This is a genomic window from Curtobacterium sp. MCLR17_007, assembly GCF_003234655.2.
Taxonomy (GTDB): Bacteria; Actinomycetota; Actinomycetes; order Actinomycetales; family Microbacteriaceae; genus Curtobacterium.
This window is the reverse complement of record NZ_CP126271.1, coordinates 553,216-566,544: the sequence shown is the minus strand read 5'-3', so window position 1 is coordinate 566,544 and position 13,329 is coordinate 553,216. Positions and strand designations below refer to the sequence as shown.

The 13,329-nt window shown below is 66.4% G+C and carries 10 protein-coding genes and 1 pseudogene; 2 read left to right on the top strand and 9 right to left on the bottom strand.

Annotation, left to right across the window (positions count from 1 at the left end; all coding sequences use genetic code 11):
* Positions 1 to 160 precede the first annotated feature (160 nt).
* A complete protein-coding gene (locus tag DEJ13_RS02750; RefSeq protein ID WP_111107682.1) occupies positions 161 to 1,975 on the bottom strand; it encodes a DUF4012 domain-containing protein in 1,815 nt (604 codons plus the stop codon).
* 574 nt (positions 1,976 to 2,549) lie between these two features.
* Here DEJ13_RS02750 and DEJ13_RS18175 point away from each other — a divergent pair.
* Positions 2,550 to 2,681 (top strand): annotated as a pseudogene (locus DEJ13_RS18175) (DapH/DapD/GlmU-related protein); the annotation flags it as partial.
* A 27-nt stretch (positions 2,682 to 2,708) separates the two neighbouring features.
* On the opposite strand, the gene DEJ13_RS02740 reads toward DEJ13_RS18175, so the two are convergent.
* The 8 genes from DEJ13_RS02740 to DEJ13_RS02705 form a co-directional block, all read right to left on the bottom strand.
* Positions 2,709 to 3,896, bottom strand: a complete 1,188-nt coding sequence (locus tag DEJ13_RS02740; protein ID WP_146245296.1) for an MATE family efflux transporter — start codon at positions 3,894 to 3,896, stop codon at positions 2,709 to 2,711.
* A 114-nt stretch (positions 3,897 to 4,010) separates the two neighbouring features.
* A complete protein-coding gene (locus DEJ13_RS02735; protein WP_111107679.1) occupies positions 4,011 to 5,192 on the bottom strand; it encodes a hypothetical protein in 1,182 nt (393 codons plus the stop codon).
* 26 nt (positions 5,193 to 5,218) lie between these two features.
* A complete protein-coding gene (locus tag DEJ13_RS02730; protein ID WP_111107678.1) occupies positions 5,219 to 6,487 on the bottom strand; it encodes a hypothetical protein in 1,269 nt (422 codons plus the stop codon).
* Positions 6,484 to 7,440 carry a glycosyltransferase family 4 protein gene (locus tag DEJ13_RS02725; protein ID WP_111107677.1) on the bottom strand — a complete coding sequence of 319 codons (957 nt, stop codon included), beginning with the start codon at positions 7,438 to 7,440 and terminating at the stop codon, positions 6,484 to 6,486. The genes DEJ13_RS02730 and DEJ13_RS02725 overlap by 4 nt, the downstream gene beginning before the upstream one ends.
* The gene (locus DEJ13_RS02720; RefSeq protein ID WP_111107676.1) at positions 7,437 to 8,537 is read right to left on the bottom strand and encodes a glycosyltransferase; all 1,101 of its coding nucleotides are present in this window, start codon (positions 8,535 to 8,537) and stop codon (positions 7,437 to 7,439) included. The genes DEJ13_RS02725 and DEJ13_RS02720 overlap by 4 nt, the downstream gene beginning before the upstream one ends.
* Positions 8,537 to 10,057 carry a sugar transferase gene (locus DEJ13_RS02715; RefSeq protein ID WP_284158134.1) on the bottom strand — a complete coding sequence of 507 codons (1,521 nt, stop codon included), beginning with the start codon at positions 10,055 to 10,057 and terminating at the stop codon, positions 8,537 to 8,539. The genes DEJ13_RS02720 and DEJ13_RS02715 overlap by 1 nt, the downstream gene beginning before the upstream one ends.
* Positions 10,000 to 10,896 (bottom strand): beta propeller repeat protein, encoded by an 897-nt coding sequence (locus DEJ13_RS02710; protein WP_284158133.1) that lies wholly within the window; start codon positions 10,894 to 10,896, stop codon positions 10,000 to 10,002. The genes DEJ13_RS02715 and DEJ13_RS02710 overlap by 58 nt, the downstream gene beginning before the upstream one ends.
* An 88-nt stretch (positions 10,897 to 10,984) precedes the next feature.
* Entirely contained in the window at positions 10,985 to 12,436 is a 1,452-nt protein-coding gene (locus DEJ13_RS02705; RefSeq protein ID WP_111107674.1) for a tyrosine-protein kinase domain-containing protein, read from the bottom strand.
* 155 nt (positions 12,437 to 12,591) lie between these two features.
* Between DEJ13_RS02705 and DEJ13_RS02700 the strand changes: the two genes are divergently transcribed.
* On the top strand, positions 12,592 to 13,314 hold the full coding sequence (locus DEJ13_RS02700; protein WP_111107673.1) for a CPBP family intramembrane glutamic endopeptidase: 723 nt from the start codon (positions 12,592 to 12,594) through the stop codon (positions 13,312 to 13,314).
* The last annotated feature ends 15 nt before the right edge of the window (positions 13,315 to 13,329 follow it).

Genomic DNA, 13,329 nt, shown 5'->3' with positions numbered 1-13,329 from the left:
GTCCTTCCGCCACGCTCACGATCCCTGCTCTGCCCCCGTAACGGGGGGTCAATTCGACGGCAAAAGTCCGCATAGCGAGGCGCTGTTCCGCACAGATTCCGCAGCGACGGAACTGTCGTCGAGCACAGAGGGGCACGCCAGTCCGGTCAGGGACGACCGCTCACCCCACCGGATCTGCGCAAGAGATCGTGCGCGGGTCGGCCTTCGTCTGGTGCAGCCCCGGGGTGGAGAGCGCGTCGACGGCGGTCCGCGATGCTGACTTCGGCCCGAGGAACGAGGACGTCACGGTCACGCTCTTGCCCGGCGCCAGCGTTGTCTGGAACTGCGTCACGGGGAACTCGCCGTCCGACGCGGTCTGCGGGGCGCTCGTTCCGGCACTCTGCGACGATTCGAGGTAGATCGCTGACGCCGGGGCATAGATCGCGACATTCGTTCGGACCTCTCCGGGCGTGACGCCGTAGTCCGCGCTCCCGGTGACGTACCCCGGCAGTGTCGATGCGGCGTCCGCAGGAGCGGTGTTCTTCAACGTCACGGAGACGACCCAAGTCGGTCGTCCGTCGCGCCTGCAGACCTGGCTGCCGACCGAGACACGCTTGTCGAGGTAATAGTCCATCTTCGCGCCGGTTGCGTCGTTCAGATACACCCCGAACCGTTGTGTTCCAGCCGTGCTCTTCGGGAGCTGCCCAGCCACGGCCGTCCCCTCGATCAGCTTCTGCTGGGCTGCGTCCGCGCTCCAGACTCGGACGCGCCCCTCCGACGCAGCGGTCGTCAGCGCCTCCACAAACGCCTTCGGGTCGAGCCCACCGTCCGACACCTTCGAAAACACCGCACTCGCCGCCGAGGCGAAGAATGCGTCCTGGAGACGAGGATCGGAGTACTTCGAGTACGCCTCGCTCAGAAGGAGCTGAGAAGCGTTGTCACTCGTCAGCTGATCGCCCGTCGGCAGCTGGAGCGGGCCGGTTGCCCGCAGAATGTAGCCGAGCGTGACCGGGTCTACCGCGATCACGCCGTCGACCTCCGTTCCGAACTTCCGCTTCCACATCTCGCGCGCCAGCTCCGCTGACACGTCAAACCGCGGGGTGAGCGTGACGTCTTGCACGTACTGGCCCGTGATGGAGCCGTACAGCCCCTTCGTGTCGTCCGACAGCGGGAGAACCGGCATGGCCTCCTGTGGGAAGTCGGACGTCGACGCCTGCTGGCCGAGCGTGATCTTGCCGTCGGAAATGGTCAGGAGCGCCAGCGCGCCCGGGTTCCCTCCACCTGCGCGGAGTTCGGCGTTGTTCTGGAAGAGGACGAGGTACTGCTTCGTGCCGGACTGCCCGAGCATCGACGGTGCTAGGGACACGACACGATTGGCGACGTCGGCCTGGATGGCGACAACTTCCAGAGCGCTCCGGAGCTGCCCGACGGCGCTCGACACTGTGGATAATGTGTCGCTCGTCTCAATATCGTCTGCAGCGTGCGAAGCGTCCTTGAGCGTCGATGCCGCAGCGGTAACCGCAGGCTGCGCCTTCAGGATCGGGGTGAGGTCGATCCGGCCATCCTTCGGAGCAAGCCCCGAAGCGCTCACCTCGCCGACGACTCCGGCGACGGGTGACACCGCGCCTCGTGCCACATCGTCGACGACGACCGCGACCTCACGGACTGCGCGGAAGTTCGAGCCGAGCACGGGTACGTACTGGCAGAGCCCCCAGATCGGATCACCGGTGAGGGACCGCGCTTCGGCAGCGCTGTGCTCCAGTTCGGCGGCCGTCTTCTGCGCCGCCTTCGCGTCGCCGTCCGCGAGTTGAGACTTCAGGGCGTCCACCGAGCTCACGGACTGCTCGAGGTCCCGTTTCGCCGTGACGCCGCGGATGCTGATCCACGCGACGACGAAGAGGGCTAGCACGACGACGGCCAAGACGACCCAGAGCACGACGCGGCGATGAGGCTGGGCGTTCGATCCGAGACGTCGCGACTGAGGCAAGTCCGACATGCGGCTAGCCTAATGAAGCGCAGGGGCGCGCTCGGGATCCCCGCGTCGACCGCATGTTGACCTCTCTTCAGTGGCGACCCCTCGTACGCCGAGAAAAGGAGAGCTTCGGATGCTGCCATCGCTCATGCGGGCGCTTCGTCTCGACGCCGAGCCGCCTGTCCTCGCAGTCGAGCGGATCCTCCGCCGTGCAGCTTCCAAAACGAAGAGCTCCCTCCTCAGTCAGCAGCTGAAGGCGGCGGGCGCGCACTTCGGTCCGCGCGCTGAGGTCCGTGGGGGACGCCGCATCTCCTTCGGTCCGGAGTTCTCGTGCGGAAGCGACCTTTGGCTCGAGGCAGTGACGTCTTACGGGGACGATGCGTTCGCGCCGTCGGTCGTGATTGGCTCGGGAGTCTCGTTGTCCAACCGAGTGCACATCACGGCGACCCACTCACTGGAGATCGGTGACGGGTGCTTGTTCGGAAGCGGCGTTTTTATCTCTGACCACAACCACGGTTCGTACGCGGCCGCCGGCGGCTCGTCGCCGACGACTCTTCCTGCGGAACGTCCGCTCAGCCCCGGTGGCCCCGTCCGCATCGGGAAGAACGTCTGGCTCGGCGACAACGTCGTCGTCCTGGGGCCGGTGGTCATCGGCGACGGAGCGGTGATCGCTGCGAACTCCGTAGTCACTCGTGATGTAGCCCCCGGAACGATTGTCGGTGGCGCACCAGCCCGGCCGTTGAAGGAGTGGACCGGATCAGGTTGGGAACGGGTCTGAGAGGTCCGGAGTAGGCGACCCGTCTCCTTGCTGACGAGTCAGCCTGACGAACAGCGCGATCTCCAACACAAAGGCCACGAGTTCGCCGATCGCGAACCCTGAAACGGCACCTGTCGCGCCCAGCATCGCTGCGCCGACGAGGGTGAGCGGCATCCCAATGACCGCACCGATCACCGTGTAACGGGCGTACTGGCGAGCCGCTCCCAAGGACAATAGGCCGATCAGACCGATGACCTGAGCCGCCACCAGGAGCACCAGGACGGCTCCGAATGCGAGCGACAGCGGGAGGTTGATGGAGACCGAGCCTTGGCTGAGGAGGGAGCCGGCGAACGGCGCGAGGAGTGCGAACGCCACACCTCCCAAGCCGGCGAGGACCAGCCCAAACTTGGCGGCGCGCACGGACCGACGGACTCGCGCCGCCCCGATCACTCCGGGTACCCACCCCTGGAAGTACTGGAGCACCGGCGAAAAACCCGTGGTCGCGAATCGCAGCAGTTTGTCCGCGAGCGTGTAGGCGGGCAACGCCGCCGGCGCGATGAGGGACACCAGGACGGGTGGAAGCGCCGTCACCACCGCCGAGACACTCGACAGCAGCATCCCGTGCGACTGCGCGCCAAGGGTTCTGATGACCGACCTCCACCCCATCGGCCGTCGGAACCTACCGTCGCCGATCCGCCAGGCCGTCACGACGACTCCGACCGCCACGCCGGCGAGCTGCGCCATCGGGTACGCGGACAGCGGCGCTCCGAAGGCCACGAAGGCGGTCCCGAGGGCAGTGCCGAGGACGCGGGGAGCCGCATCGAGCACGAGGAACGACCAGGGGCGTGCGACTCCCGTGAAGTACCAGCCACTCAGCAAGCCCGTGAGCGTGTAAGAGACCGAGTTGAGCGCCGCGGGTCCGACGGCGACCTGCACGGACAGAAACGTGACCGCCACCGCGATGGCCGCCACCGGGATCACCAGGGTAAGACGGGCCCAGAACGAGTCAAAGAACACCGTGAACCGTGAGGCCGGCGTCGCCGAAGCGACCGCCGTCGGACCAGTGATGCCCCATCCGAACCCGACGATGATCGCTCCAGCTGTTCCGACGGCCTGCGCCACGGCCAGGCTCGCCCAGGAGCCCGCCCCCACGGCGCCGATGAGGATCGGGATGCTGACGAGGGTCACGAGGGCAGTGAGCCCGACGGAGAGCCCGTACCCGAGCAGCGCGGAGTACCTGCTACTCGCCACCCTGGTCCTCGCGCTCCGTCATGCGTGTTGCTGGCACGGCGACTCCGTGGTTCATCCGCGGACCCGACCGGCTTGCAGAAGCCGCCTGCGGAGCGTCGCAAAGCCCGGCACCCTCTTCTTGACCAATGCGAACTCGTCCGGCAAGGCGTACTTCGCCGCGATCGCGGCATCAGAGGCAGTGACACCGATCCGCGTGACCAGCGCACGCCGCTTCCACCGACGGAACCTGCTGACTTCCGTCGGGATGAACGGCGACGGCATCCTCGCGCCACTGGGCATCTCGAGGAGCTGCTTGCGGTAGGCGCGACGAGTCCGTTTCGTGAGCGGCTCTCCCTGCGCATCGGCGGAGAATCCGTATTGCTGTGAGCGGCCGAGCACCGCCTGTGCCGCGATGACGTTCGCCGCGTACTGGCGGCTGAGTTCGCTGAGTGCTGGGAAGTCTGCGCCGACTCCGCGTAGGTCCACTGAGAGGCGGACGCTGATCGCCTCGGGATCGGCTGGGTCGAACCCGCTGAAGTGCAGGAGACGGAGCTCATCGCCGCTGGAGTCCATCTCAAAGCGTTCGCCGTTGCTGGTGAAGTGACGCTCGTGGAGGTTCCACGGGCCAACGTTGTACCCCGAGTGGCGGAGCGCGTGAGCGCTGAAGTACGTTGCCCCGACGTCAACCCACTTCTGGTCGACAAAGACGCCCAGAAGGGGGTAGATGAGGCACTCTCGACGCAGGTGACCCCACCACCACTCGAGGAATGGGACGGCTGATCGACCAACCGCACAGAATCCGAGGTTGAAGATACCGACGGTCAGGTCGTGTCCCTCGGTGATGTGGTCAATGGCCTCGGGGATCGGTTCGAGGAAGTGTGGCGTGAGGACAACGCCGTGCGCGTCGAGGAGGTCCGGCAGCTCCTGTAACGGGGTAACAACCATCATGTCCGGATCGAGGTACGCGACTCGTTCGGACTCCGCGAGCAGGGCTTTGAAGAACAGCGGTTTGACCGAAGTGGAGAATTCAACAACGTCATAGATCGCCGCGAGTTCGAGAACGTCACGACGACTCAGTCCCAGGATCTCGGTCGTGGCAATCCGCAACCCCGGTCGGCCCGTCTCCAGGTCGCGTCGATCGCCGTCCACCACAAGGATGACCAATTCTTTATCAGGCTCGACCCGCCGGATGCTCTCGTAGAGCGCAAGCGCCTGCGGCAGGTAGTTCTGAGCGACGACCGTGCAGTAGATCATTTGCTTCATCGAAGCCGGGGCGTTGTTCATCTGAGTGACTCCACGTGATTGGGGACTGCCCTGGTGTTTTTCAACTCAGCGCCTATGTTGGTGGCACCGAGTCGGGCCACCCAGGCGGCAATTGCGACGATGAGGACGAGGAAGACGATATTGCCGGTATTGAAAAGGTACCCACGCCAGTACTCGAGGAATCCGTAACCGATGATCGCGGACATTGATGCGACGACCGACTGGTAATGACGGAAGTGCTGGAAGAGCACGGCGGCGAAACCGAGGACGATCACCGTGTAACCCAGCCCCCACCAGCCCCACTGTGCGTATACGTCGGCAAACGACGAGTTCGCATTGAGATTCGGTGCAATGTCGACCTGGTACGCGTATAGCCCGAGATCAACGGCGGCCGACTTGTCACCTTTGGTGGCCTGAAGGAACGTGGGAATCACAGCCTGGAGAGCGTCAAGAGCAGACACCGACACCGGGAACCGACCACCCGCGATCGCGTCAGCCACGCCGATCGAAACCTGCGACGGCGCGCCGACGTAGCTGAGAACCTGGTAGACATTCATCGCCAGCGGATTATCGACGCCGAACGACCGGTAGTAGTTCGCGTTCCGGGTGTAGTTGAAGACTGCCAGCACCAGGAACATCACGAGGCCGCCAAGCACCGTCACCGAGATCCGCAGACGATTCAAGGGACGACGCTGGTAATAGAGGAAGACGAACACAGCGGTGGCCATGACGAGTGAGAGTCGTGAGCTCAGGAGCACCACCGACAGCAGGAGAACAATGTTGACTCCTGCAGACCACCAGCTTGACTTACGTTCGATCGCGAGAATGACACCGACCGGCGCAGCCACTGTAACGGCGTAGCGGAGCGTTCCGATTGAAGATCCGTCCAGCAACGATTCAGAGAGGAGGTTCGCCTGATCAGAGCTCAAGGCGGTGACGATCGACGTCTCGCGTGAGATGAGGTAGTAGGCCCCGAGCACACCCACGACAGCGAACAACGAGACGATCCGGTAGAACGCGCGTTCGAATCGCGCGTTCCCCTCGACCGCCACCAACGCGGTACTCGGCTTCCAGCTCCTCCCCACGGCCACGCCAAAGCTGATGACGAGGATGCAGACCATGTACCAGGTGCCGAGCACGAGGGCAGCCGCCCACGAGAAGTCGCTGCGCACGGCAAAGCCGCGCAGATAGGTCCCTTGTCCTGGCACCGACCAGGCGAGCAAGCTCGCCAACACGGGCACGACGAGCAGGAGCCATGGTCGGAAGAGCTGGAACGGTCGGATCATGATCGCTTCTCCAGCTCACGCCGGACGACCTGCGCGACCGCCGCCCACGGACGGTCCACGGCGCGTACCGCTGGGAAGTCATGATCGGCGAGCCGCAGGATCGCAGCATTCCATTCGGCCGCATCTCGCGCCTCGGACACCGCGATGCCATTGCTCTGGACTATTTCGGCGACGCTTGCACAGCCCGACCAAAAGATGACGGGGCGTCCGGTGGCGATCGCCTCGGCCGCCGGCAGTCCGTAGCCCTCAGATGTTGACGGCATGACGAGGCCGATGGACGAGCGGTAGATCGCCGCGAGCGTGGTGTCGTCCACACCTGCGAGCACAGTGACCCGATCCTCGAGCCGCCGTTCGGCAACGGCGGCGAGCGCGGCGCCACGATCCGAAGTGACCATGACGAGGTTCAGGTCGTCAGACATCGCGAAGGCGTCGAGCATCACGTCAGTGTTCTTGTGCTCGCGAAGGTTTCCCACGTAGAGCAAGTAGTCAGACCCAACTGACCAGCGGCGCCCGCTCTCTACGAAGTCCTCCGAGACACCATTACCGGTGTTGATGACCTCCACGCGATCATCGTCAAGCCACTCGACGATCTTTTCCTTGGAAGTCTCGGACACCGTGAATGCCAACCGAGCTCGAAGCACGGCCGGACGGACGATGCGTTCGTAGTAAACCGTCTTGAGCGCGGAGCCTTCGGATGCCACCTCGAGGTGGATCAGGTCGTGGATCGTCAAGAACTGACGAGCGCGGGAGATACCCGCGTTGAAGCCCGGCGCGTACACGACGTCGCGCGGGCGCAACGTCATGCGACGCGGGTTCACGACGTCGATCGGAAGCGGGCGCCGCAGACGATGGCCGAGGTCGGTCCAGGGCAGGTCGAGACGGTCGATCACCTCGCGGGAGTACCGGCCGATCCCGTGCATCCCGATGCGGCTCGTGTCGACGTAGAGCGTCATGCGCTCCGCTCCTCAGTCATCCATCCAGTGAGCTGGGCGGCGAAGGTATGCTCACCGAACGATGCTTCGACGGCATCCGGCACCGCACGCATGTCGACCTCGAGCGCTCGGACGATGCCGCTCGCGAGCTCGGCGGGGGTGAGGGAGTCGACGACCGCGCCACCCTCGACCAGCTCGACGCTCTCGCTCGCCCCGCCCTCCCGGTACACGACCGCTGGGGTCCCGGCTGCCATCGCCTCGACGGGCATGATCCCGAAGTCCTCCACGGCTGGGAACACGAACGCAGACGCCCGGCGATAGAGCGTGCGCAGCAGCGCGTCGGACGGCGCTTCGACGATCGAGACAGGCACGCGCGCCTCGGCCGCACGACGCGCAAGGTCCTCTGCCAGCGGCCCCGCTCCGGCGATGACCACAGGGATTCCGGCTGCGGCCCCGGCCTCGATCACCAGGTCCAACCGCTTGTAGGGAACGAAGCGCGACGCTCCGAGGACGAAACGGTCCGGCAGTGCGGCCAGCACCGCGGACTCGCGGTCGTCGAGCGGCGTGCGCGCTGCTCGGGCGGCGGCGACGTCGACGGGCGGGTAGACGACCGCGGCATCGACACCCCAGACGGAGCGGATTCGGTCGCGGATGTAACGGCTGTTCGCTGCGTACGTGACGTCGGGCCGGACGAACCGGCGGTCGAGCGCACGGAATGCCGGGGCGAGTGCCCTCACGAACGCGTTCGCGCCTCGGGAGTCCTGCTCCGGTGCCCAGATGGTCCGGGCAGGGGTGTGCACGTAGGCGAACTTCCTGGCTCCACGGTTGCCGCCCACGTGGTGGGCGAACACGTGCGAGCTCGCCAGGACGAAGTCGTACTGCGAGGTGTCGATCCGCGACCAGGTGGGCGACATGAACGGCAACGCGGCCGCTTTGCTCCGTCGCAGCGGCGAACGCGCCAACCAGGTCTCCGAAACGTCGTGGCCCGCGAAGCGGTTGGGGGCGTCGTTCCACAACGCGACGACATCGGCGTCTGGGAAGGCTCTGCCCATCGCCTCGGCGACGTTCTCGGAACCACCGTGCGGTGCGATCCACTCGTGTGCGATCAGTCCTGGCATCAGTGCGCCTCCTCACCCGGAGCCAGCACTGCACGCACGGTCTTCCACAGGATGACGATGTCACCGAAGAGCGACCAGTTCTCCACGTAGTAGAGGTCGAGACGGATCGCGTCCTCCCATCCGAGCGACGAACGGCCGCCGACCTGCCACAGACCGCTCATGCCGGGCTTGAGCAGGAGCCGTCGGCGAGCGGCGTCATCGTAGAGCGCGACCTCACCTTCACGCTGGGGGCGCGGGCCGACCAGGCTCATGCTGCCGAAGAAAACGTTGAAGAGCTGCGGGAACTCGTCGAGCGAGTGCTTCCGCAGGAACCGACCGATCGACGTCACACGGGGGTCGTTCTCGACCTTGAACAACGGGGCGTCCGACCGCCCCTGTGCTGCGAGCAGGGCCGCGAGCTCGTCGTCGGCGTTGACACGCATTGACCGGAACTTGAGCATGTCGAACGGCACACCGTTCAACCCGATGCGCTCCTGCCGGTACAGCACCGGACCGGAGCTGGTGAGGCGGACCGCGAGTGCGAGCACGACGAGCAGCGGCGAGAGGCCGATGATCAGCACCGCCGATCCGATGATGTCGAAGGCACGCTTGGTGAAGAGCGTTGACCCTTCGTACCGCGGCATCTCGACATGGATGAGCGGGAGACCGGCCACCGGGCGCGTGTGGATGCGTGGACCGTTGATCTCAGTCAGACTGGGCGCCACAACCAGGTGCTGTCGGCCTCCTTCGAGGCCCCAGCTCAGCTGGCGGACCGCTTGAGCCCCGAGTTCGTCCGAACTCGTCACCGCGACAGTGTCCGCACCGGTGCCCGGCAGCACGCGGAGGGCGTCGGAGATGCGCCCGACGACGGGGATTGCAGTTCCGGGGAGCATCGATCCGATCGGAGCACGCGGGACACAGGCCGCAACCACGCGGTACCCCTCCTCGGGATGCCGGGTGAGCTCGCGAGCGAGGTGCTCGACGCTGCCGTCCGACCCGACCAGGAGCATGCGCGCCGAGTACTCGCCTGAATGCCGCTTCGCGTTCAACCACTGTCGCCACATCCACCGGCTGAGCAGCAGCACCAGGATTCCCAACGGAAACGCGATGAAGATGTAGCCACGAGCCAGGTCGATCTTGAACGCGTACGCGACGATGGCCACGAACGCGAACAGACGGATCGATGCGTCGATGATGCGTCGGTACTCGGCAGATCCAGTGCCGACGTATCGAGTGTCTCGCGTGTCGTACAGCGCGAGCACCACGAGCCATGCGGCGATGATCGTGACCGAGACGGTCGTGTAGCCGATGGCCAGGTCGGCGACACTGCCGTCGACCGAAACACGGGCGCTGTCGATGCCGAACCAGGCGATCTGCACGCCGAACGCAACCCAGATCAGGACCAGGACGTCGGTGATGACGAGTCTGCGGGCGTACTGGGTAGCCCACGGGACCTGCGGCGGCGCCGAGCGATCCGCCACGGTCACCACGTCGCACCGCCGTCGGTGGACACAAGCACGTCGTCCCCTGACCACAACCACGTCGCGGAAGCGGTCCGTGCGACGGCAGGACCAGATGCTGTCGCCCTGGCAGCGCAGCCGAGCGTCGTGGTCTTCGTCGCGGTGGTCACCCCCGTGGCCCGCAGGCTGTCGATACTCACTCCAGCACATCCAGCGACGCCGGTCCGCGCCAGCGTGTAGGAGTCCCCCGCGTCTGCCAGGGAGCGGACGCCAGCGATCGGCACCGCGACCCACGGTCCGGAGCCCTGCCGCCACTGCACTACACCATCAGCGCAGACGACCGTGGCGGTGTAGCTCCCCTGAAACGCCTCGCGCGGTTGAGGACATGGCGAAGCGACCATGCCCGACCGCAGCACGATCCCGGCCGGCGTCACACCGGCACCGGCGTCGCCGACCGCACCGGGCTTCCAGCTGGAACCGGCGTCCGTCGTGGTCCGCACTGCGGGTGTGCAGTCCGTCCCGACCCCGACGAGCAGGGACACGGACCCGGCCTGCGCGCGGATCGCGTAGATGGCGTCGACATCGGACTCGAGGTCGACGGCCTGCCAAGTGACACCGCCGTCGGCTGTTCGCTCGACCACGGTGGAGCCGCCGCATTGCGTCCTGGTCGAGCGCCAAGCGGTCTTCGCATCGACCGCGGACAGTAGGCGTGCCTCAGCGGTGGCGTCTCCGTCAGCGGAATCCGGACCGGCGGCGGGCGTCGCCGAAGGCGTTGCCGACATCGCCGGCCGATCTGTGCGGTCGGGCCCGGGCGTACTGGTGAACGTGGGAACGGGACCGGGAGAGCCGTTCGACTCCGGCGCCGTCCGCGAGAGTGCGAGGGCGACCAGCACCACGTCGACGACAACGAGCACGATCACGAGCGCAGCGACCCAGACAAGTGCTCGCTTCGTGGAGACCCCGCCAATGCCTCTGGTCCCCCGGCGTGGGCTCACGCTGGGACCGCCGTCACCGGCCGGCTCGACGCAAGGCGCCGACCCGCTTGCGTTTCGCCGCGGCCCTGGGCGGCTTGGGCTTGGCGTTCTTGTCGTCCTCGTCGATCCCGTAGCCGTAGGCGTAGCCGTAGCGGCCATACCCGTAGGCGCCCGGTCCCTTGGTCGGCATCATCGTCATCACGAAGCCGGCGATCGGCGCACCGACGTTCTCAAGCGATTGAACCGCGCCGGCGAGCTGGCCCTTGTGGGTCTTGCCGGAAGCGACGACCACGATCGCGCCAGACGCCTTCTTGGCCAGGATCGCGGCGTCGGTTACGGGCAGCAGCGGCGGCGCGTCGAACAGGACGTAGTCGAACTGCGCTTCGAGCGTGGTGATCAGATCCTGCATGGCGCGGGATCCGAGGAGTTCAGACGGGTTCGGCGGGATCGGCCCGGCCGGCAGGACGACCATGTTGCCGCGGCCCCAGCGCGCGGCGACGTCATCGAGCGATGCCCGTCCGATGAGCACGTCAGTCAGGCCCGCGTTGCTCTCGACGTCCATGTACTCGGCGACCCGAGGACGGCGGAGGTCAGCGTCGATCAGGATGACCTTGAAGCCAGCGCTGTCGAGCGCGATGGCCAGGTTCGCGACCGTGGTGCTCTTGCCCTCGGACTGCACCGAGCTCGTCATGACGAACGTCCGGGCGCCCGTGCCGATGTCGACGAACTGCAGGTTGGTTCGCAGCGTGCGGAAGGACTCGGCACGCGGGCTGCGCGGGTCGACCTGCACGATGAGCGGTCGCTCGGCCGCTTTGCTGTCGAAAGCGATGCCACCGACGATCGGTTTGTCGCTGATCTTCTCGACGTCGGCTTCGCTCCGGACGCGGTTGTCGAGAGTCTCGCGGAGCACCGCGAGCGCGACGCCCAGTGCGAGGCCGACCAGCAGCCCGAGCACGACGTTCACGGGGACGTTCGGGCTCACCGGCGCGCTCGGCACGTCGGCCTGCTTCACGCGGGTGAGCTTGACCGTACTGGTGCCCTCGGCGTCCGTGGCTTCGATGTTCTGGACGACGTTCGTGAGGCTCTGCGAGACGGCGTTGGCGATGTCCGCGGACTGCCGAGCATTCGTGTCGTTGACCGTGATTGCGATCAGCGTGGTGTTCGTCGGCGCATCTGCCGACACGAGCTTGGCCAGCTCGTCCGAGGTCATGTCGAGCTTCAAGCTCGAGATCACCGGCAGCAGGACGATCGGCGTCGTGACGAGGTTCGAGTAGGTCAACACCCGCTGCTGCGTGAACGTGTTCCCCTGCGCCAGGTCACTCGCGCTGCCGCTCGTCTGGGTCGACACGAAGACCTGCGCTGACGCGGAGTAGACGGGCTTCTTGAGCAGGGAGAACCCTGCCGCCGCAGCGACGCCGACGAGCGCGAGCACCAGGATCAGCGCCCATCCTTTGCGCAGCACTGAGATGTAGTCGCGCAGTTCCACGCGGCCCGCCTTCCCCGAAGGTTCCCTGTTCGTCCGTGCCCCTGCACGGACGCGCCGGGGTTCTCCCAGCGACCAGCAGGGAAATACTGTCACACGAATGAGTCACGCTCGGGTGCTTTCCGCGTTCCTGGGCCCGAGTCCTCTACGGTGACGACATGAGCACCGCTCCGGAGCCGACCACGACCGACGTCGAAGCGGCACGACAACGCGACCTCGTCGCGCTCCTCATCGCGGTGGTCCTCGCCGTCGTGCTCGAGCGCTTCGTGACCGGATTCGCTCGCAGCGGCGGGATCCCGTCACCGGTCCTGCAGGTCATGGCGGCTGACCTGGCGGTGTGGATTCCGCTCGTCGCGGGCGCCCTGTGGGTCCTGCGCCGCGCCTCCTGGCCGTCTGCTGCCGTGCGCCTCGGACTGGGGTGGGGGGACGCGATCTTCGCCATCGGGATCGTCATCGTCTGCCGCGGGCTCGACGCCGCGATGTCGATCGCGTTCACCGGATCCACGGGGCTCGCCCCGGCGCCGACGCTCGGCCGGCCCGACATCGGACTCCTGCTGATCTCGGCCATCGGCGTGGTCGTGGTCAGCCCGGTCCTCGAAGAGGTCGTGTTCCGCGGCTTGTTCCAACGACGTCTCGCAGACGCGCTCACCCCGCGGACCCGGTTCCTCGCAGTACTGCTGACCGCGTTCCTCTTCGCGCTGGTGCACCTGCTGATCGGCAGCCCGGCGACTTCGCTGATGGGGTTCGAGGTCTTCGTCACGACCTTCGCGCTGGGCCTGCTCACCGGCACCCTGGTCGCGATGACCGGGCGCATCGGCGGCGCGGTCCTGGCGCACGTGCTGTTCAACGCCGTTGCAGTCGTGGCCACCTGGCCGCGCTGACGGCACACTGCTGAC